General features: G+C 67.7%; 17 protein-coding genes and 1 tRNA gene. 7 read left to right on the top strand and 11 right to left on the bottom strand.

The features are described 5' to 3' along the window. Window positions 1–64: 64 nt before the first annotated feature. The 9 genes from ACIQTX_RS07135 to ACIQTX_RS07095 all read right to left on the bottom strand — a co-directional run bounded on the left by ACIQTX_RS07135 (window position 65) and on the right by ACIQTX_RS07095 (window position 9,336). Window positions 65–1,618 carry an alpha/beta hydrolase gene (locus tag ACIQTX_RS07135; RefSeq protein ID WP_402970617.1) on the bottom strand — a complete coding sequence of 518 codons (1,554 nt, stop codon included), beginning with the start codon at window positions 1,616–1,618 and terminating at the stop codon, window positions 65–67. After that, a complete protein-coding gene (locus tag ACIQTX_RS07130) occupies window positions 1,615–2,772 on the bottom strand; it encodes a DNA polymerase III subunit delta' (RefSeq protein WP_402970615.1) in 1,158 nt (385 codons plus the stop codon). Before ACIQTX_RS07130 ends, ACIQTX_RS07135 begins: the two co-directional genes overlap by 4 nt. Window positions 2,773–2,862: 90 nt before the next feature. Then, on the bottom strand, window positions 2,863–3,492 hold the full coding sequence (gene tmk, locus ACIQTX_RS07125) for a dTMP kinase (protein WP_402970612.1): 630 nt from the start codon (window positions 3,490–3,492) through the stop codon (window positions 2,863–2,865). Beyond that, the gene (topA, locus tag ACIQTX_RS07120; protein WP_402970609.1) at window positions 3,489–6,359 is read right to left on the bottom strand and encodes a type I DNA topoisomerase; all 2,871 of its coding nucleotides are present in this window, start codon (window positions 6,357–6,359) and stop codon (window positions 3,489–3,491) included. The genes tmk and topA overlap by 4 nt, the downstream gene beginning before the upstream one ends. A gap of 78 nt (window positions 6,360–6,437) precedes the next feature. Then, window positions 6,438–6,767, bottom strand: a complete 330-nt coding sequence (locus ACIQTX_RS07115) for a hypothetical protein (RefSeq protein ID WP_028503371.1) — start codon at window positions 6,765–6,767, stop codon at window positions 6,438–6,440. Beyond that, window positions 6,767–7,162: a TadE family type IV pilus minor pilin gene (locus tag ACIQTX_RS07110; protein WP_402970605.1), complete on the bottom strand. Its 396-nt coding sequence runs from the start codon at window positions 7,160–7,162 to the stop codon at window positions 6,767–6,769. The genes ACIQTX_RS07115 and ACIQTX_RS07110 overlap by 1 nt, the downstream gene beginning before the upstream one ends. Further along, a complete protein-coding gene (locus ACIQTX_RS07105) occupies window positions 7,162–7,359 on the bottom strand; it encodes a DUF4244 domain-containing protein (protein WP_028503373.1) in 198 nt (65 codons plus the stop codon). The genes ACIQTX_RS07110 and ACIQTX_RS07105 overlap by 1 nt, the downstream gene beginning before the upstream one ends. A 73-nt stretch (window positions 7,360–7,432) precedes the next feature. Further along, window positions 7,433–8,335 (bottom strand): type II secretion system F family protein, encoded by a 903-nt coding sequence (locus ACIQTX_RS07100; protein ID WP_402970602.1) that lies wholly within the window; start codon window positions 8,333–8,335, stop codon window positions 7,433–7,435. After that, entirely contained in the window at window positions 8,329–9,336 is a 1,008-nt protein-coding gene (locus ACIQTX_RS07095) for a TadA family conjugal transfer-associated ATPase (RefSeq protein ID WP_402970599.1), read from the bottom strand. Before ACIQTX_RS07095 ends, ACIQTX_RS07100 begins: the two co-directional genes overlap by 7 nt. Window positions 9,337–9,740: 404 nt before the next feature. Here ACIQTX_RS07095 and acs point away from each other — a divergent pair, with 404 nt between their 5' ends. Both acs and ACIQTX_RS07085 read left to right on the top strand, forming a co-directional pair. Further along, on the top strand, window positions 9,741–11,708 hold the full coding sequence (gene acs / locus ACIQTX_RS07090; RefSeq protein WP_402970596.1) for an acetate--CoA ligase: 1,968 nt from the start codon (window positions 9,741–9,743) through the stop codon (window positions 11,706–11,708). A 146-nt stretch (window positions 11,709–11,854) separates the two neighbouring features. Next, window positions 11,855–13,675 carry a hypothetical protein gene (locus ACIQTX_RS07085; protein ID WP_402970593.1) on the top strand — a complete coding sequence of 607 codons (1,821 nt, stop codon included), beginning with the start codon at window positions 11,855–11,857 and terminating at the stop codon, window positions 13,673–13,675. A 92-nt stretch (window positions 13,676–13,767) separates the two neighbouring features. Here the strand turns inward: ACIQTX_RS07085 and ACIQTX_RS07080 are convergent, their stop codons facing one another. Both ACIQTX_RS07080 and ACIQTX_RS07075 read right to left on the bottom strand, forming a co-directional pair. Beyond that, window positions 13,768–14,226 (bottom strand): RidA family protein, encoded by a 459-nt coding sequence (locus ACIQTX_RS07080; protein ID WP_402970590.1) that lies wholly within the window; start codon window positions 14,224–14,226, stop codon window positions 13,768–13,770. Beyond that, window positions 14,223–14,447 carry a hypothetical protein gene (locus ACIQTX_RS07075; protein WP_028503378.1) on the bottom strand — a complete coding sequence of 75 codons (225 nt, stop codon included), beginning with the start codon at window positions 14,445–14,447 and terminating at the stop codon, window positions 14,223–14,225. The genes ACIQTX_RS07080 and ACIQTX_RS07075 overlap by 4 nt, the downstream gene beginning before the upstream one ends. Before the next feature lie 89 nt (window positions 14,448–14,536). Between ACIQTX_RS07075 and ACIQTX_RS07070 the strand changes: the two genes are divergently transcribed. From ACIQTX_RS07070 to ACIQTX_RS07050, 5 genes are all read left to right on the top strand, one after another. Then, the gene (locus tag ACIQTX_RS07070) at window positions 14,537–17,101 is read left to right on the top strand and encodes a transglycosylase domain-containing protein (RefSeq protein ID WP_402970587.1); all 2,565 of its coding nucleotides are present in this window, start codon (window positions 14,537–14,539) and stop codon (window positions 17,099–17,101) included. Window positions 17,102–17,145: 44 nt separating this feature from the next. Next, on the top strand, window positions 17,146–18,033 hold the full coding sequence (locus ACIQTX_RS07065; RefSeq protein WP_402972979.1) for a metallophosphoesterase: 888 nt from the start codon (window positions 17,146–17,148) through the stop codon (window positions 18,031–18,033). Window positions 18,034–18,101: 68 nt separating this feature from the next. Continuing rightward, window positions 18,102–18,178 (top strand) — tRNA-Pro (locus ACIQTX_RS07060). A 66-nt stretch (window positions 18,179–18,244) separates the two neighbouring features. Further along, window positions 18,245–18,721 (top strand): VanZ family protein, encoded by a 477-nt coding sequence (locus ACIQTX_RS07055; RefSeq protein ID WP_402970584.1) that lies wholly within the window; start codon window positions 18,245–18,247, stop codon window positions 18,719–18,721. Beyond that, complete coding sequence (locus tag ACIQTX_RS07050; RefSeq protein WP_402970581.1) at window positions 18,718–19,473, top strand: HAD-IIB family hydrolase; 756 nt, start codon at window positions 18,718–18,720, stop codon at window positions 19,471–19,473. The genes ACIQTX_RS07055 and ACIQTX_RS07050 overlap by 4 nt, the downstream gene beginning before the upstream one ends. Window positions 19,474–19,498: the final 25 nt, after the last annotated feature.

Genomic DNA, 19,498 nt, shown 5'->3' with positions numbered 1-19,498 from the left:
ACGCGTGAGCGGCACGATCACCGATATTACCCTGTCTCGTGCTCGCTCGCGAATCGAGCCCGCCTCACTCGCAGCGGAGGCCGTCTTCGGGCACCACGTCATCGAGCAGGAACGCTTCGACGGCGTCATCGACGCAGGCGTTGCCCTTGTTGTAGCCCGTGTGTCCTTCGCCGACACGAGTGATGAGGACACCCTCCTCGAGCTGCTTCGCCAGCGATTCCGACCACTCATAAGGCGTCGCCGGGTCGTTCGTGGTGCCGATCACCAGGATGGGCCCGGCGCCCTCGGCCTTGATCTCGCCGCGGGTGCCCGTCGGCGGGTATGGCCAGACCGAGCAGGAGTCGGGGCCGGTCCAGTACGGCGCGATGGTCGGGGCTCCCGCGGCGATCTTCGCATTCGTCGCGGCCTCGGCGGCCGGGTCGTTCTCCACCGGGTAGTCCATGCAGTTGTACGCGCGGAAGGCCTCGGCGGAGTTGTCGGTGTAAGCCCCGTTCTCACGGCCGTTGTAGAAGTCGGCGAGGAAGAACGCCGAGGTGGGGTCGCCCTGGAGCGCCTCATCGAGCGCCTGGGTGAGATAGCCCCAGCTGTCCTGCGAGTAGAGCGCGGCGATGATGGCCGTCATCAGTGAATCCGCACCCAGCATGCGCCCGTCACCGCTCTTCAACGGCGTGCTGTCGACGCTCGCGAGCAGCGCACCCAGGTCGGCCATTGCTTCATCGACCGTGCCGTTGAACGGGCACTCCCCGGAATCGAGGCAGTCCTGCATATAGGCGCGCAGCGCCGATTCGAACCCGAGCGCCTGAGTCGCGCCCACCTCGAGTCCGGGAACGGCGGGATCGATGGCACCGTCGAGGACCAGTCGACCGGCCTTCTCGGGGTACAGCTTCGCGTACGTCGCCCCGAGGAACGTGCCGTACGAGTAGCCGAGGTAATTCAGCTCCTTGTCACCCAGCACCGCGCGGATCAGATCCATGTCGCGGGCGGCGTTGATCGTGGTGATGTACGGCAGGATGCCGTCGCTGTTCGCGTCGCACGCCTCGGCGAAGGACTTGTGCGAGTCGAGCAGCTCCGATTCCCACTCCGCCGTGCCGCGGGCGGCCGACGGGATGCCGTAGAGGTAGTCGTCCATCTCAGGGGCGTCGTAGCAGGTCACTGCGGTCGACGCACCGACTCCGCGCGGGTCGAAGCCGATCACGTCGAAGTTCTCGATGAGGTCGGCGCCGACCGCGAAGTCGAGGCTGTTGAGGATCAGGTCGACGCCGCTGGCTCCCGGGCCACCCGGGTTCGTCAGCAGCGAGCCGACGGGGGTGCCCTCGGCGCGGTGCCGAACCACGGAGAGCGTGATCTCGCCCTTGCTCGGATCTTCCCAGTCGAGAGGCGCAGTGACATCGGTGCAGTCGAAGCCGACACCGCACTCCGTCCACTCCAGCTCCTGCGAGTAGAAGGGCAGTAGGTCTTCGGCAACACCCTCGGTGTCGGGGGCGCTGGTCGTCGCCGGCTTCGACGACTGCTCGGGGATCATCGCATACAGACAGCCCGAGAGGGCGACGGATGCAGCGGCCAGGCCCGCAACCACTGCGGCGGCGCGACGGAAGCGGGAAGTCGGTCGATTGTTCACGGTTTCCTCCCGCTCGTGATCGTCACGAGCAAGCTCTCCAGTGCGAGCAGAGGGGCGACGTTGCGCTCCAGTGACTGCCGCGTCTCGGCAAGGTGGTCAAGTACGACAAGAGTACGGGTCTCGGGCCAGGCGGATGCGAGGTCGGCCAGCTCGGGGCGCAATTCGCTGTTGATCAGGTCATCGCCCTGGCCGAACTGCAGCATCACGACGTCTCGGAACAGCGATTGCAAGTCGGTGAGCACACGGTCGATGCCGTCGCGAAGGCTGCGCGTCGCCCGCTTCTTCTGGTCATCTTCGAGCACGGACAGCTGCGTGCGCAGTGCCGGTGGAACAGCCTGCCCCTCGGCGATGCCGATCGTGCGCAGCAGCGATGCCCGCTCCTGCGCGTCGCGCTCGGCCGTGAGCGCCTTCGCATCCTCCGTCGCTGCCTGGATGATGCGCCCTGCGACATCGACCGCGTCTCCGACGCCACGGACCCCGAGAACCGAGCGCAGGGTCTCGTCTCGCCGACGCCGAGCCGCGTCGTCGGTGGCGAGCCGCTGGGCCATGCCGATGTGACGCTGTGCGTGCCTGGCGGCCTGCTCAGCGACACCCTCGTCGACGCCCGTGCGCATGGTGATGAGCCGTGCCACATCGGCGACATCGGGCTCACGCAGTCGCAGAGAGCGCACGCGGGAACGGATCGTCGGCAGAAGATCGGCCTCGCTGGGCGCGCACAGGATCCACACCGTCTGCTCCGGCGGCTCTTCGAGCGCCTTGAGGAGCACGTTGGAGGTGCGCTCGACCATACGATCGGCGTCTTCGATCACGATGACCCGGTAGCGGCCGGCGGATGGTGCGAAGTAGGAGCGTTCGACGAGACCGCGGGCCTCGGCGATCGTGATGATCACCTTCTCGGTGCGCAACGCCATAACGTCGGGGTGGGTGCCGGCGAGTACCTGACGCATGGCGGCCTCGTCGTCGGGCCTGTCGGCCACCAGAGCGGCCGCGAAGGCGTAGGCGAGCGTCGAGCGACCCGATCCTGGCGGGCCGGTGATCAGCCACGCATGCGAGAGCGCGGAAGGATCGGATGCCGCGGCACGGAGCGTGTCGACGGCAGCGTCCTGCCCCCACACGTCCGCCCACGGGAACGGGGCGGGAGCGATCTGGGGCATGCACTCAGCCTAATCGGGACTGCAGACACCCCCGCACGGACCGGTGCGCACGTCGCCGACAGACCTCGAGCACGATCCCGGGAACGTCGGTCAGGCGAGCAGCGCGTCGACCCGGGTGCGGATCAGCTCGGCGATCTCCTGCGGAGATGCTGCGGCATCGAGCACGAGGAACCTGGCGGGCTCGGCCTCCGCCAGAGCGAGGTAGGCGTCACGGACACGGCCGTGGAACTCCGACTTCTCAGCCTCCAGCCGGTCGAAGGGCTTGTCAGCCGAGTCGAGACGGGTACGCGCCGTGCCCGGATCGAGATCGAGCAGTACCGTCAGATCAGGCAGCGCACCTTCGGCCGCCCAGAGCGAAAGGTCGCGGATCTCGGTCGCGTCGAGCACCCGACCTGCACCCTGATAAGCCACGGACGAATCGAGGTAGCGGTCCTGGAGAACGATGTCACCGCGATCGAGCGCCGGTCGAACGACAGTCGCGACGTGGTGCGCACGGTCCGCCGCATACAGCAGGGCTTCCGCGCGAGGTGCGATGTCGCCGCGATGGTGCAGCACGATGTCGCGGATCAGCTGCCCGACCTCCGAGCCGCCGGGTTCGCGAGTGCGCACCACGGTGCGCCCGGCGTCTTCGAGCCATTCCGCGAGCAGATTCGACTGTGTGGTCTTGCCGGAGCCGTCGCCGCCTTCGAGCGTGATCCACACCCCGTGACCTGAGGTCACGAGTCCGTCTTCTCTGCCGCCTTCGCCGCAGCATTCGCGGCGCGGGTGGCCGCAGCCTTCTTCGCTGCCGCGGACCGTGCCGCCGACGTCGCAGCCGTGGCCTTCTTCGCCGGGGCCTTCTTCGCGGTCGCCGTCTTGGCCGCAGGCTTCTTGGCGGCGGGCTTCTTGGCCGGCGCCTTCTTGGCCGGGGCTTTCTTGGCCGCAGCACCGCGCTTGGGGGCCGGGCCCTTTGCACGCTTGTCGGCGAGCATCTGCACCGCGATCTCGAAAGTGATGTCTTCGACGGTCTGACCGCGCGGGATCGTCACGTTCGTCTCGCCGTCGGTGACGTATGCGCCGAAGCGGCCGTCGCGGATCCGGATGGGCTTCCCGCTGACCGGGTCGGCTTCGAACTCGGCGAGCGCGCTGGAGGCCTTGCGGCCCGCACCGTACTTCGGCTGTGCGTAGATCTCCAGAGCCTGTTCGAGGGTGACATCGAAGATCTGCGACTCGGACTCGAGGGATCGCGAGTCGGCGCCCTTCTTCAGGTAGGGCCCGAACCGGCCGTTCTGCGCCGTGATCTCGTCGCCGGACTCCGGGTCGACGCCCACGACGCGCGGGAGGCTCAGCAGCTGCAGCGCCGTGTCGAGGTCGATCTCGTCGACCGACATCGAACGGAAGAGGGACGCGGTGCGCGGCTTGGGCGCGGTCTCCTTCTTCGCCCCACGCTTCGGCTTGGGCTTGTCGACGACCTCACCCGTCGCCTCGTCGACCGCGGCGTCTTCCGACACCGGGTCGTTCTCCTGCACGTACGGTCCGAATCGGCCGTCCTTGACGACGACGATCTTGCCGTTCTCGGGGTTCTCGCCGAGAACGCGGTCGCCGGCGACCGGAGCGTCGATCAGTTCCTGGGCCTTCTCAGCGGTCAGCTCATCGGGGGCCAGGTCTTCCGGCACGTTGACGATGCGCGGCTTGGCCTCGGGGTCGGGGTTCTCGGGGTCGGTGACCTCGAGGTACGGGCCGTACTTGCCGAAACGGAGCGTGGCCGTGTCGGTGATACGCGTGGAGTTCAGCGCACGGGCGTCGATCTCGCCCAGGTTGTCGACGACCTGACGGAGACCGACGTGGGAGTCGGAGCCGAAGTAGAACGATTTGAGCCACTCGACGCGGTTCTGCTCACCTCGTGCGATCGTGTCGAGGTCGTCTTCGAGCGCCGCGGTGAAGTCGTAGTCGACGAGCTCGGCGAAATGCTCTTCGAGCAGCCGGACGACACTGAACGCGAGCCATGTCGGCACGAGTGCCTGGCCCCGCTTGACCGCGTAGCCACGATCGAGGATCGTCTCGGGGATCGAGGCGAACGTCGAGGGACGGCCGATGCCCTTCTCTTCAAGAACCTTCACGAGCGAAGCCTCGGTGTAGCGCGGCTTCGGGTTGGTGCGGTGCCCCTTCGCCTCGGCGTCGGAGACTGCGAGCTCATCGCCGACGGCGACGGCCGGCAGCGACTGGTTCTCGGCAGCATCCGCGTCGCCGCGCTTCTCATCGCGGCCCTCCTCGTAGGCCTCCAGGAACCCCTTGAAGGTGTACACGGTGCCGGATGCGGTGAACTCGGCGTTCTGGCCATCGGCAGCGACGGCGATCGTGACCGTGGTGGTCTCGTACTTCGCGTCGGCCATCTGGCTCGCGACCGTGCGCTTCCAGATCAGGTCGTAGAGACGCTGCTCATCGCGATCCAGCTCGGAAGACAGCGACGCGGGCGTGCGGAAGGTCTCGCCGGAGGGGCGGATGGCCTCGTGCGCCTCCTGGGCGTTCTTGCTCTTGGACTTGTACACGCGAGGCTTGAGCGGCACCGCGGCATCGCCGTAGAGCGCGACCGCCTGGCTCCGCGCCGCCTGCACCGCCTGGGTGCTCAGCGACGTGGAGTCGGTGCGCATATAAGTGATGTAGCCCTTCTCGTACAGGCGCTGGGCGACGCCCATCGCCTGCTTGGCTCCCATCGAGAGCTTGCGACCGGCCTCCTGCTGCATGGTGGAGGTCGTGAAGGGCGCGTAGGGGCTGCGGGTTCCCGGCTTGGCCTCGACCTTGGTGACCTTGCCGGCTCCGACTGCATCGACGGCCTTGGCCAGTGCTGCGGCCCTGGCCTCGTCGAGGATGACGACGGCCTTCTTGAGCTTGCCGTTGTCGTCGAAGTCGGTGCCGCGAGCGAGCTGTCCGCCGTCGACGCGGACGAGACGGATCTTGAACGAGGTTCCGGTCGCCGCAGCGGCGGCGTCGACGTCCCAGTACTCCGCGGACACGAACGCCATGCGCTCACGCTCACGGTCGACGATGAGCCGGGTCGCGGCGGACTGCACGCGTCCTGCCGAGATGCCGGTCTTGACCTTGTACCAGAGCACGGGCGAGACGTCCCAGCCGTACAGACGGTCGAGGATGCGGCGGGTCTCCTGCGCGTCGACGAGATCGTGGTCGAGCTCCCGGGTGTTGCCGACGGCGGCCTGGATCGCGTCCTTCGTGATCTCGTGGAAGACCATGCGCTTCACGGGCACCTTGGGCTTGAGAGTCTCGAGCAGGTGCCAGGCGATCGCCTCGCCCTCGCGGTCCTCATCAGTGGCGAGCAGGAGCTCGTCGGCGGTCTTCAGAGCACGCTTGAGTTCGGCGACCGTCTTGGTCTTGCGATCGGAGACGACGTAGTACGGGTCGAAACCGTTGTCGATGTCGATCGAGTACTTCCCGTAAGCCTGCTTGTCCTCGGCCGGGATGTCCTTCTTGTCGGCGAGATCACGGATATGGCCGACGGAGCTGAGCACCTCGTAACCGTCGCCGAGGTATCCCTGAATAGACCGCATCTTCGTCGGGGACTCGACGATGACGAGCTTCTTGCCTTCAGCCAAGGGTGCGTCCTTTCTTCGAAGCACACCATACACACCACTGTGTGGGGTTGTTCACAGTGAGCGAGGTAGCACGGGCCGTCATTGTCCCTCGGGAGGCCCGGCACGGGCTCGGGAGACGGCTGCGAGTCCAGCGTACGCCGCCTGCACCTCGACGGTCGCCACGAAGCCGTCGAGGGAGCACTCGGTGAGTGCGGCACCCGCGGCCGCCGCGACCCGTGCGGCGAGATCACACGGCCTCTCGCCGGTGGGAACCGCGCCGCTCGCGGCATCGGCTGCGGCGAGCGCCGCGGCGTCTGCTGCACCCGCAGCACGTTGCGCCGTCACCGACGCACCGCCCACTGCGGCGAGGCCCAGGGACAGCGCGGCCGCGACGGCCAAGACGCCGGCGGCGAGTGCTGACCCGGCCATCAGAGACCCCCGGCGAGCGCGCAGCTCGACGCCCGCAAGGGAATCCGGATCAGCGGCCCGACGGAGACTTCGAGTGACGCCGTGACACACGCGAGGTCGTCCGTGAGTGATGACGACGCCTTCGCGCCCGAGACTGCGGCATGAACGACGCTCGCCGCGGCGGCGTGTCCTTCACCACGTCCGAGCACACGCGCCGCGTCGGCGGACGCATCCTGCAGAGCCACGTGGCGTGATGCTGCTCCGAGCGCACCCGCACCGAGCAGAAGTGCCAGCACGACAGCGGGGAGGGCGAGGGCCAGCTCCGCTGAGACGGAGCCTCGGTCTCCCGTGCGGCACGACGCCCGGGAGACCTCTCCCGGCTCACGCAGAGCCCTCGCCCCCTTCGCGCTGCGCATCACGACACCGTCAACGCCCGCCGCACGAGATCGGTGAGGATCCCGCGGACCTCGTCCGACCGCATGATCACCACCAGGAGCCCGGCGAAGGCCACTGCCGCCATGGTCGTGATCGCGTACTCGGCGGTGGCGGCGCCGGTGTCATCGCCGAACAGAGTCGCAGCGCGATGCCGGTCCAGCCGGGGGATGTCGGTCATGGTTTTCCTTCTTTCTCTGGGATCTTTCTCTGGGATGCCTCGGCATCGGGTGACATCGGGTGGATCGAGGCGGTCACAGCGACAGCGGGGTCGAGGCGAGGACGCTCAGCAGCAGGGGCGCGACGCCGAGCAGGAGGAACGCGGGCAGGGTGCAGACGCCGAGCGGGAACAACAGACGCGTCGAGAGCTTCGCGGCACGAAGCCGCCCCTGCACTCTGGCTGCGTGTCGGTCCTGGGCGGCTGACGCACGGAGCAGTTCCGCTGCGGGCACACCGGCCGCGCGAGACAGATCGAGTACGGCGCGCACGCGCTCATCGCTCCCGCCAGAGGCGGAGCTGTCGGAGACGAGCTGCAGCGCACGGTCGATGGATGCACCACCGGCGAGCGCGATGGCGACCAGCTCCGCACGCATTCCGGGGGTTCCAGGCGCTGGTCGCGCCCGTCGGAGCAGCCGTCCCGTCCAAAATCGCGCCGCCAGCACGAGGAGCAGGCCGGAGATCACGCAGGCACCGCCGAGCGGGTTCCCGAAGATGACGCCGATGGTGTCGAATCCGAGGGCGAAACCGAGGAGCAGGCCGGCGAAAGGCATCCAGAGCAGCAGTCGCGCCGTCCCCGCGGGTTCGGCGAGCGCGATGCGCACGTCGTCGGCAGCGGATGCTGCATCTCGCAAGGCCTCGGCGATCATTCGGAGGACTTCTGCAAGCGGCGCACCCACCGTCGTCGCGATCTCCCACGCGGCTGCGAGGTCGACCCATGCGCCCTCTTCAGCCTCGATGGCCGCGAGCAGCGGGACGCCCCGATCGACTCGCTCGATCACGGCGATCGCGTGCGGATCACCGGTGTCGGCCAGATGCCGCCAGGCGACGAGCGGCACGGCACCCGCCTGCAGCAGCACGGCCAACGTCTGCACAGAGGTCGCGGCATCGGCCGAGCCCGTGTTCGCTCGCTCCGGCGCGCGACGCCGCCGGATCACCACGGCTGCACCTCTTCGATATCCAGTCGGTCGCCCACGATCACGAGCCGCCCCGCCTGACGGATGCGACGGACCCCTCCGGGAGCACGGTCGAGGTGCAGCACCACCGTGAACGCGCTGACCGCCTGTCGGGCGAGCGCGACCGCATCCATCCCGGCGAGCGCGCCGAGTGCCTCGAGCCGGGCGGGAACATCGCGAAGCCCGCTCGCATGCAATGTGCCCGCTCCCCCGTCGTGTCCCGTGTTGAGAGCGGTGAGCAGTTCGCGCACTTCCTCACCGCGACACTCGCCCACCACGAGCCGATCGGGTCGCATCCGCAGGGACTCGCGCACCAATCGGGCGAGAGTGATACCGCCGGCACCCTCCAGATTCGCCTGCCTCGCCTCGAGCGCGACGTGATGGGGATGACGTGGTCGCAGCTCTGCGACGTCTTCGATCGTGACGATGCGTTCGGTGGGCGAAACCTCGGAAAGCAGCGCCGATAGCAGAGTGGTCTTGCCTGTTCCCGTGCCTCCCGTGATGAGGATGTTCGCCCGTTCGGCGACCAGACCGAGGAGCCAGCTCTGCTGACGTGCATCGAAGGAGCCGAGGGCGGCGAGCGCTTCGAGATCGGCCGCACGCACCCGGGGGATGCGGATGGAGAGGGCGGTGCCGGTGGTCGAGACGGGCGCGAGCACGGCATGCACCCGGATGCCGGAATCGAGGCGGACGTCGACGCAGGGCGCCTGGTCGTCGAGGTGACGACCGCCGAGTCCGACGAGCGCGACCGCGAGGTCGCGGACCTCTCGCTCCGAGGCCCGCCAGCCGACCGCCGGTTCGGCCCCGTGGCCACGATCGAGGAACAATCCGTCCGCGCCGTTCACGAACACATCGGTCACGGCCTCGTCGATGTGCGCGAGGAGGGGACCGAATGCGGGATCCATCCGCAGGGGCTCTGGCGCGGCATCTGCCGCCGCACCGGCGGGCCGCGATCCTCTGGGTTGGATGACGAAGGAATCAGGCATGACCCGACGGTAGGCGGCACCCCCACGGCGAGGATCCGTCAGCTTCCGGCTGGGCCAGAGGCTGTGCAGAAGACACCCCATCGGCTCGCTGTGCAGGACTTGAACGTGTCCGCAGTCGGCGATGCCAGGGAGCGCTCCCAAAGGAATGGGCGGCATCTCACGGGGGGAATGAGATGCCGCCCACGACGGTCCACGATTGGGGGAATCGGGGCACGCCAAGGCCGGAATGAGAATTCGGCTGTCGTCGAGTGTACGCAAGGCGACCGTCCTGACAAAACCGGCAGGTATACCGACTTTCGGCAGTATGCGATGAGGGGCCGCGGGGATAGATTCACCGTGACCTGGTCGTCCCACCCCCACGACCTCGCTCGCAACACCCGTATGCCGCAAAGGAGCGCCTGCCGATGAGCAGCCAGATCGACCACCTTCTCGACGAGACCCGGAAGTTCCCGCCGTCGGAGGAATTCGTCGCCCAGACCATCTCGTCGCCCGAGCTGTACGAACGTGCCGCGGCCGATCGCGAGGCCTTCTGGGGCGAACAGGCCCGAGAACTGGTGCACTGGCACAAGCCGTTCACCCAGGTCCTCGATTGGACCAACCCTCCGTTCGCGAAGTGGTTCGACGACGGCGAGCTGAACGTCGCCTACAACTGCCTCGACCGACACGTCGAGGCGGGAAACGGCGACCGCGTCGCCTTGCACTGGGAGGGTGAGCCGGGCGACTCCCGCCGCATCACCTATGCCGAGCTCACCGACGAGGTCAAGCGCGTCGCGAACGTGCTCGAAGACCTCGGCATCGGCCAGGGCGACCGCGTAGCGATCTACCTGCCCATGATCCCCGAGGCGATCGCCTCGATGCTCGCGGTCGCGCGCCTCGGCGCCATCCACTCCGTCGTCTTCGGCGGATTCAGCGCCGACAGTCTGCGCTCGCGCATCGATGACGCCGGCGCCAAGCTCGTCATCACGGCGGACGGCGGATACCGCAAGGGACGCGTGTCCGCACTCAAGCCCGCGGTCGACCAGGCGCTCTCCGACCGCGGCGACGGCGAACAGCAGACGGTCGAGCACGTGCTGGTCGTGAGGCGCGGCGAGAACGAGGTCGACTGGACCGAAGGACGCGACATCTGGTGGCACGACGCCGTACCTGCGGCATCAGCCGACCACACCGCGGAGTCCTTCCCCGCCGAGAACCCGCTCTTCATCCTCTACACCTCCGGCACCACCGGGAAGCCGAAGGGCATCCTGCACACCTCCGGCGGGTACCTGACCCAGGTGGCCTACTCGCACAAGTACGTCTTCGACCTGCACCCGGAGACCGACGTGTTCTGGTGCACGGCAGACGTCGGCTGGATCACGGGGCACAGCTACGTCGCCTACGGCCCCCTCGCGAACGGGGCGACCCAGGTGCTGTACGAAGGGACGCCGGACACGCCGCATCCTGGCCGCTGGTGGGAGATCATCGAGAAATACAAGGTCTCGATCTTCTACACCGCGCCGACCGCGATCCGCTCGTTCATGAAGACCGGGCGCAGCATCCCCGCGAAGTTCGACCTGTCGTCGCTGCGCCTTCTCGGCTCGGTGGGCGAGCCCATCAACCCCGAGGCGTGGATGTGGTACCGCGAGGTCATCGGCGCGGGCAAGACGCCCATCGTCGACACCTGGTGGCAGACCGAGACCGGAGCGATCATGGTCTCGGCCCTCCCCGGTGTCATCGCCACCAAGCCCGGCTCCGCACAGGTGCCCCTTCCCGGCATCTCGATCGACGTCGTCGACGAACAGGGCGTGGAGGTCGGCAACGACAACGGCGGACTCCTGGTGATCACCGAGCCGTGGCCGAGCATGCTGCGCGGCATCTGGGGCGACCCCGAGCGGTACCGCGAGACCTACTGGGAGAAGTTCGAAGAACAGGGCTACTACTTCGCCGGCGACGGCGCACGGCTCGATGAAGACGGCGACCTCTGGCTGCTGGGCCGCGTCGACGACGTCATGAACGTCTCGGGGCACCGCCTGTCGACCGCCGAGATCGAATCCTCGCTCGTCGCACACGAAGCGACCGCGGAGGCGGCCGTGGTCGGCGCCTCGGATGAGACGACCGGACAGGCCGTGGTCGCCTTCGTCATCATCAAGGAGAGCTACCTCTCGGAGCACGACCCTGCGGGCCTCGCCCAGCTGCTGCGCCTCTGGGTGGGCGAGCAGATCGGTGCCATCGCGCGTCCGCGCGACGTGTACATCGTCGGCGAGCTGCCGAAGACCCGCTCCGGCAAGATCATGCGACGTCTGCTCCGCGATGTCGCCGAGGGGCGCGAAGTCGGCGATACGACCACGCTCGCGGACACCGCGGTGATGAGCATCATCTCCGCGCAGGTCAAGTAGCAGTCGTATCCGCGAACGGCGCGGTACCCAGCCCTCGACTTCTCGAGCGTGCGGGTACCGCGTCGTTGATGCGAGCGCGATGGAGAGACCGATGTGTGGACTTCCTCCATACTGAGATCGATCCCCTGAACCGGAAGGCCTCCCCCATGCCTCGCCCTCCCCGAATGGCTCCGTCGACACGCGCCCGTGCAAATGCGGCCCGGCTGCAGATCGCCGGCGCGATCGCCGCTGTGACCGGCCTGACTCTGCTCGCACTCCCCCTGCCGGCCAACGCCGTCGAGCCGACGACATACCCGGTCACCATCGACGTCAGCATCGATGACGGCGCGTCGTCGGCCGCACTCGCCGGCGCGAACGTCATCATCCGCACCACCGATGGATCGGATGCCGTCGTGGCGAGCGGAACCACCGGCTACAACGGAACCGTCACTCTCGACGTCGCGGGCGAGCCGACGAGCTACATCGTCGATGCCGTGTGGCCGGGAGCGCTCGGCGACCTCGAAGCGACAAGCGCGCGCAGGGAGTTCCTGCTCGGGAACCCTGTCCCTGTCTCCGTGCCGCTGCGCGGAACCTTCGGCACGGTGACGGGCGTGATCACTGCCGCGATGGGAGTCGATGGCGGTGTCGTCGTGATCTCCAGCGGCGGTGTCGCCGTGCAGCGGATTCCTCTCGCGGCGGGCGGCGGCTTCACCTCCGGAGCGCTGCCCACCACCAGCGCTGAAGACTACGCCGTCTCGCTCATCCCTGCCGCCGGGTTCGAGCTCGCCGCACAGCAGCCCTCAGGGAGCCGCCCCTTCTCGGTGCCGGCTGGACAGTTCGTGTCGATCGGCCGTCACTTCGACGTCGTGCCTCAGGGGGCGACACCCACGCCGACCCCGACGCCGACACCCACCCCGACGCCGACACCCACCCCGACGCCGACTCCAACCCCGACACCCACCCCGACTCCGACGCCCACGCCGACCGATCCCGCGATCGTCTCGCCCGTCACCTTGCCCGCAGGGGCAGACCTCGGCACCGCGATCGGGGCCAGCAGCGAGTCGCAGCTGACCGCACTCCTGGCCGCGACGGCCGGCGCCGACAACAACCCGGTCCTGGTCACCAACGAGCTGAACCAGGTACTCGGATTCGCGCAGCAGCCCACCCCTCAGCAGGCGCAGCAGCTCAATCAGGTGCTGTCCCCCATCGCCACACGCACTCCGGCACTCACCGTCGACTCGATCGGCTTCGCGTCGATGGACATCGAGACCGCACTGATGATGGTCCAGCGCAACAGGACGACACTGCTCGACCAGCAGCTCGCCACGCAGATCGAAGGCGTGCAGCAGCGCAATGGTCTCATCGGAAAGCTCAATGACGCCCGAACCGCTCTCAACGCCTACATCAAGTCCCCCACCGACGCCGGCCTCACTGCGGCGAAGACGGCTCTCACCGCCACTGGGGTCAACCACCCGTTCCTGTCCTCTTCCGCTGAGACGGGACCGAGGCTCGCGAGCGAAGCGGTGGCGATCATTCCAGGCCTCCTCGATGCACTGTCGAACAGCCAGCAGATGGACATGCTCCGGCTGCAGTCCCTCACCAACAAGCGCAACGAGGCCTTCGACATCATGACGAACTTCGTCAAGAAGATGCAGGACAGCCGGACGAGCATCATCGGGAACATGCGCTCCACGCCGGTCGCGATCGGGACGGTGCAGTGGGACGGCGGCACGATCACCGACCGTTTCGACCTGACGAACGTGCCCAACGGCCAGCACCACCTCATCCTGAACTTCGCCGAGGAAGGGACGACTCTGGTCGCGGATGCGGCAGTGCAGCGCGGGCGACTCGCGGCCACCGGCGGCGAGCTCACCCCTGCACCCTGGATCGGTGTGGGACTGATGGCGCTCGGCCTCGTCGCCGTCCTCGGCGGGCCGGTGCTGCGTCGCCGTGGAGTCGTTGCCGACTCCCTCGCAGCTCTCGACTGATCGGCACTCTCCAAGACGTGAAAACGCGCCTCCCCGCTTCGGGGAGGCGCGTTTCGCGTTTTCAGCACGGCACCGGATGCCGCGACTTGCGCTCAGGCGAGGATGAAGGCGACCTCGACCTCGACCGGGCTGCCGAGTGGGAGCTCCGCGACGCCGACGGCCGCGCGGGCGTGGCGTCCGGCATCACCGAAGATCTCACCGAGGACTTCGCTCGAGCCGTTGATGACACCGGGCTGACCGGTGAACCCATCCGCCGAGGCGACGAAGCCGCCGACGCGGAGCACACCCGCAATGCGGTCGATGCCGCCGGCGGCATCCGCTGCCGCAGCGAGGGCGTTCAGGGCGCAGGTGCGGGCATAGGACTTCGCATCCTCCGCGGAGACCTCGGCTCCGACCTTGCCGACGGCAGGAAGCGCACCCTCGACGAAAGGCAGCTGCCCCGAGGTGTAGACGAGTCCACCGTGCACGACGGCCGGGACGTAGGCGGCGACGGGCGCGGCGACGGGCGGCAGCTCGATGCCGAGTTCGACGAGACGGGCGGCGATGCTCATGCCTGGCCTCCCTCGAACTGGCGGGCGGCCTGTTCCGCGGCCGCGAGGCCGGCGTTCGTCGATGCTTCAGAGGTCACGGGGCGCTTCAGGTACGCGACGAGTCCGCCCTCGGGACCCTGTACGACCTGCACGAGCTCCCAGCCCTGCTTGCCCCAGTTGTTGAGGATGGCTGCCGTGTTGTGGATCAGCAGCGGCGTGGTGAGGTACTCCCACGTGGTCATGGCACTCCTGTCGATCGGGGCACGACACCGGAATTCCGGGGCGAGCTCGTCAAAGGCGGTATTCAGGGAACTCCCCTACGATCAAGCGTATGCCCCAAAAGAATCGCACGGTGAGAGGCGTGCTCGGCGGTCTCGTCGGGCTCGTCGGTCTGAGCGCTGTAGCCGGTCTCCTGGTCACCGCCAGCGTCACCCCCGTCCTCGCGATGACCGGCCTCGCAGGCACCCAGGCCCTCACCCTCTTCGACCAGCTCCCGGAGAGCCTCAATCCGAGCACGCCGATGGAGCAGTCGACCATCTACGCGACCGCCCCGGATGGTTCGACGGTCGAACTCGCCTCGTTCTACGAGCAGAACCGCGTCCCGGTCACCTACGAGCAGGTCTCTCCTTCGCTGTACGACGCGATCCTCTCGAGTGAGGACAAGAACTTCTACAGCCACGGCGGCGTCAACATCGGCGCCACGGTGAAGGCTCTGGTCGACAACGTGCGCGGCACCTCCAGCCGCGGTGCATCGACGATCAGCCAGCAGTACGTGAAGAACGTGCTCATCCAGAAGTGCGAGCAGGAAGTGGACACCACCTCCGAGACGTACTCGGAAGACCTCCAGCAGTGCTGGCTCGACGCGACCAACGCGACCGGCGCGAAGGGCATCGAGCGCAAGCTGCAGGAGATGCGCTACGCGATCCAGATCGAGAAGGACTTCTCGAAGAACGACATCCTCCTCGGCTACCTGAACATCGCCAACTTCGGTGGCACCGTCTACGGCATCGAAGCGGCCGCGAACTACTACTTCTCGACGACGGCGGCGAACCTCACCGTCGCGCAGTCGGCCACTCTCGCCGGTATCGTGCAGAACCCCAACACGTTCCGGATCGACAAGCCGGAACAGGGCACGGCCACCAGCGCCGAGGGCGTCGCGCTGAACACCGCCGCGGACGGCTACTCCCTCACCTTGGACCGCCGTCACTACGTGCTCGGCCGCATGCTCGCCGACGGCAAGATCACTCAGGCGCAGTATGACGAGGCCGACGCCTCTGTGATCACGCCCGCTCTGAACCCGCCGACGCAGGGCTGTGCTGCTGCGGGAACGAGCGCGTACTTCTGCCAGTACGTGAAGTCGATCGTGCTGAACGACAAGGCCTTCGGCGAGACCGCGCAGGAGCGGACCGACCTGCTCCGCCGTGGCGGCCTGAAGATCTATACCTCCCTGGACTACCGCATCCAGAGCCCCGCCGCCGAGAAGATGTCCGAAGTGGTCCCGGCGAACGCCGACAACCAGTACTTCGGCGCTGCCGGCGTCTCGGTCGAGGTCGGCACCGGGCGCATCCTCTCGATGACGCAGAACACGACATTCACCGAGACTCCCACCGACGACCAGGCCTACACATCTCTGGTGTTCGCCGGCGACAAGCAACACGGCAACTCCGGTGGCTTCCAGGTCGGCTCGACCTACAAGCTCTTCACTCTGATCGACTGGCTGGAGAAGGGCCACTCCGTCAACGAGGTGCTCAACGGAACCGTACAGACGAACCTGAAGATCCCCGTCTGCGGCGCCAAGCAGAACACCAACACCAAGGAGATCGGTAACTTCGGCGGCGGCGGTGGCAGCACCGGATCCGTGCTCAACTTCACGAAGAACTCTCTCAACAGCGGCTACTTCGCGATGGCCTCGAAGCTCGACATCTGCGACATCAACGTGGTCGCTGACCGCATGGGCGTCACGCTGGCGAACGGCGACAAGGTCACCGACGAGAACGTCCCCTTCGATGTCCTCGGCCCGAAGAACATCTCCCCGCTGGCCATGGCGAACGCCTACGCGACCGTCGCGAGTGGCGGCAAGTACTGCACGCCCCGCGCGATCGATCGTGTGGTCGGCGCCGACGGCAAGGAGCGCGAGCTGCCCGCATCGTCGTGCACCGATGGCGTGCTCCAGCCCGAGGTCGCAGCGACCGCAGCCTTCGCCCTGCAGAGCGTGATGGGCGGCGGTGGCACCGGATCCCGGGCCAACCCGAACGACGGGACGCCCCTGATCGGCAAGACCGGTACGCACGACACCTGGTCGACCATGATGATCGAGTCCAGCACCAAGGTCGCGACCGCCGTCTGGGCCGGCCGCTGGCAGGGTCAGGAGAACATCTACCGCAAGAGGGCCAACGGCTGGAACCTCAACGACATGCGCTATCCGGTGGCACAGGCCGCACAGGCCGCAGCCAACGACGCCTACCCGGCGGGCGCCTTCCCGAAGCCCGACGGCAAGCTGACCCGGCAGCAGCTGGCGACGGTTCCGAACGTCGTCGGCAAGTCGGTGGAGGAGGCGACCGCCATCCTGAAGGATGCGGACTTCCAGGTCTCCGTCGGATCAGCGGTGGACAGCGATCTCGCGGTCGGTCTCGTCACAGCCCAGGACCCGAATGGGGAAGCGGCGGTCGGGGCGACCATCACCCTCACGACGAGCAACGGACAGGGGACGACCGTTCCCGCGAATCTGGCAGGAATGTCGAGAGCCCAGGCGACAGCCGCCCTGGGGGGAGCCGGGTTCACATCGATCGAATTCGACAACTCCTGCAATCCGCCGACGGCAGTCGTGAGCAGTTCCGACCCTGCCCCCGGAACCGCGACGAGCAAGGCCACAACCGTCCGAGTGACGTGCCAGTAGGCGCGCGCCGCACGGCACACCCGGCCCTCATCGCGCTCGGCGCGATGGGGGCCGTAGGTGCGGCCGCAGCTGTCTGGGGAATCGGCATCGAGCGATACCTGTTCACGGTGCGCGAGGCCACGACACCAGCGCTCCCCTCCGGTTCGGCACCACTGCGGATCCTGCATATCTCCGACGCGCACATGGCGCCGTGGCAGCACCGAAAGCAGGACTGGCTGGCGTCGCTCGCGGAACTCAAGCCCGACCTCATCGTCAACACCGGCGACAACCTCGGACATGAGAACGGCCTGGACGGCATCCGCCGCGCCTTCGCCCCCCTCGCAGGCATCCCCGGCGTCTTCGTGCACGGATCGAACGACGTCGCAGCGCCGTCGCCGCGCAACCCGTTCCGCTACTTCCTCGGCCCCTCCAAGAAGCGCCATGAGCCGGCGCTTCTCGATACGGATGCGATGGACCGGTACTTCACGGACGAGCTCGGCTGGACGGGCCTGAACAACGCCGCCGCACGGCTAGTCATCGGCGGCACCGAGGTCGATCTCTTCGGTGTCAACGACGCCCACCGCGACTGGGACCGCCTCGATGAGCTCCCGGATGCCATCGCCGCGCTCGGACCCCGCACGGCCACGACTCCTGTGCTGGGCGTCACGCACGCGCCGTACCAGCGCGTGCTCAACGGCTTCACCGATCTCGGAGCCGACGCGATCCTCGGTGGCCACACGCACGGCGGTCAGGTCTGCCTCCCCGGATTCGGTGCACTCGTGGCGAACTGCGACATCCCTCTCAAGCAGGCCAAGGGGCTGAGCACGTGGTCACATGACGGCCGCACCGTGCCGCTCAACGTCAGCGCCGGGTGCGGACACTCCATCTACGCACCCGTGCGCTTCGCGTGTCGCCCCGAGGCGACTCTGCTCACGCTCACCGCACGGGACTGATCGTCGCCGCGTTTCGGCGCTCGATTCGGCGCGGGGAGCATTTCCCTGTAGACTCGGAGGGTTGCAAACGGGGTGTGGCGCAGCTTGGTAGCGCGCTTCGTTCGGGACGAAGAGGTCGCAGGTTCAAATCCTGTCACCCCGACCAGTGACACCGGAAGGCCGCCCTCAGGGGCGGCCTTCTCTGTACCGGGTTCGCGTACGAAGGGAACGTATGAGCTCTCTGCTCCCGCCGCCGCGCCGCTTCACTCGTGCTTGGGCTCTCGTCCTCGGCATCCCGTTCCTGGTCGGTCTCGCCGCGTTGACGCTGACGCCGTCGAAAGTAGAGCAGTCCATGCCGAATCTGCTCGATCTCGTCCTCACCGCTGCTCACCGTCTCGGCTGGGATTCGCTCGACTTCACCCGCGTCGAGATCCTCGCGAACGTGCTCGTCTTCGTGCCGGTCGGCATCCTCGCCTTCCTGCTGATCCCTCGTCGGGTCTGGTTCCTCGCCCTTCTGGTCGGCCCGCTGCTGTCCGTGGCGATCGAGACCTCACAGCGCCTGGCCCTGCCCCACCGCGCAGCAACCCTGAACGACATTCTGGCGAACTCGACCGGGGCCTTCCTCGGCGTGGCCTTCGCCGCGCTGTGCACCCTGCTGTTCGCCTCGCGATCCTCCCAGCATCCACCTCCTAGGCTTGAGACATCATGACCGCGCCCACACTCGTCGCCTTCGATCTCGATGACACGCTCGCACCGTCCAAAGGCCTGATCGACCCGCGGATCGCGTCATTGCTGCGCGCTCTCCTGCGCACGGTCGACGTCGCCATCATCTCCGGCGGGAACGAAGCTCAGTTCCGCTCACAGGTCGTGGCGCGCCTCGGCGATGCAGATGCTGCCGACCTCGCGCGCCTGCACCTGCTGCCGACCTGCGGCACACGCTACCTCCGACATGACGGCACGGACTTCACCTCTGTGTACGCCCACGACCTCAGCGACGCGGAGAAGCAGGCAGCGCTCAGGGCACTGCGCGAAGAAGCGGAGCGCCTCGGGCTGTGGGAGACCGAGCCCTGGGGCGAGATCCTCGAGGACCGCGGCTCGCAGATCACCTTCTCGGCGCTGGGCCAGCGCGCCCCACGTGAAGCGAAGCACGACTGGGATCCGACCGGGGCGAAGCGCGAGGCACTGCGCGACGCTGTCGCCGCACGCCTCCCCGGCCTCGAGGTGCGTTCGGGCGGTTCGACCTCGATCGACATCACCCAGGCCGGCATCGACAAGGCCTTCGGGATGCGTCAGCTCGCCGAGCGCACCGGCATCGCCCTCACCGACATGCTCTTCTACGGTGATCGTCTCGACGAGGGCGGAAACGACTACCCCGTGCTGGCGATCGGCGTGCCCTCGGTGGCCGTCGAGGGCTGGGAAGACACCGCCGACAAGCTCGATGCCCTTCTGCTGACGCTCTGACCTCCGCGGTGTCGCGCGACGCGAC

Source organism: Microbacterium sp. NPDC090281, from assembly GCF_044769635.1.
GTDB lineage: Bacteria > Actinomycetota > Actinomycetes > Actinomycetales > Microbacteriaceae > Microbacterium.
Note: the sequence above shows the minus strand (reverse complement) of the source record. Positions and strands in the feature narration are given on the sequence as shown.

Bases quoted from the DNA above. Each gene is read 5' to 3' on its own strand.
- ACIQTX_RS07075 (WP_028503378.1), bottom strand. From the start codon at position 14,447: ATGACCACGTGGGAGTACCTCACCACGCCGCTGCTGATCCACAACACG.
- ACIQTX_RS07095 (WP_402970599.1), bottom strand. From the start codon at position 9,336: ATGCCTGATTCCTTCGTCATCCAACCCAGAGGATCGCGGCCCGCCGGT.
- ACIQTX_RS07065 (WP_402972979.1), top strand. From the start codon at position 17,146: ATGGGGGCCGTAGGTGCGGCCGCAGCTGTCTGGGGAATCGGCATCGAG.
- acs (WP_402970596.1), top strand. From the start codon at position 9,741: ATGAGCAGCCAGATCGACCACCTTCTCGACGAGACCCGGAAGTTCCCG.
- ACIQTX_RS07110 (WP_402970605.1), bottom strand. From the start codon at position 7,162: ATGCGCAGCGCGAAGGGGGCGAGGGCTCTGCGTGAGCCGGGAGAGGTC.
- ACIQTX_RS07055 (WP_402970584.1), top strand. From the start codon at position 18,245: ATGAGCTCTCTGCTCCCGCCGCCGCGCCGCTTCACTCGTGCTTGGGCT.
- ACIQTX_RS07115 (WP_028503371.1), bottom strand. From the start codon at position 6,767: ATGGCCGGGTCAGCACTCGCCGCCGGCGTCTTGGCCGTCGCGGCCGCG.
- ACIQTX_RS07085 (WP_402970593.1), top strand. From the start codon at position 11,855: ATGCCTCGCCCTCCCCGAATGGCTCCGTCGACACGCGCCCGTGCAAAT.
- ACIQTX_RS07130 (WP_402970615.1), bottom strand. From the start codon at position 2,772: ATGCCCCAGATCGCTCCCGCCCCGTTCCCGTGGGCGGACGTGTGGGGG.
- ACIQTX_RS07080 (WP_402970590.1), bottom strand. From the start codon at position 14,226: ATGAGCATCGCCGCCCGTCTCGTCGAACTCGGCATCGAGCTGCCGCCC.
- ACIQTX_RS07070 (WP_402970587.1), top strand. From the start codon at position 14,537: ATGCCCCAAAAGAATCGCACGGTGAGAGGCGTGCTCGGCGGTCTCGTC.
- ACIQTX_RS07105 (WP_028503373.1), bottom strand. From the start codon at position 7,359: ATGACCGACATCCCCCGGCTGGACCGGCATCGCGCTGCGACTCTGTTC.
- ACIQTX_RS07050 (WP_402970581.1), top strand. From the start codon at position 18,718: ATGACCGCGCCCACACTCGTCGCCTTCGATCTCGATGACACGCTCGCA.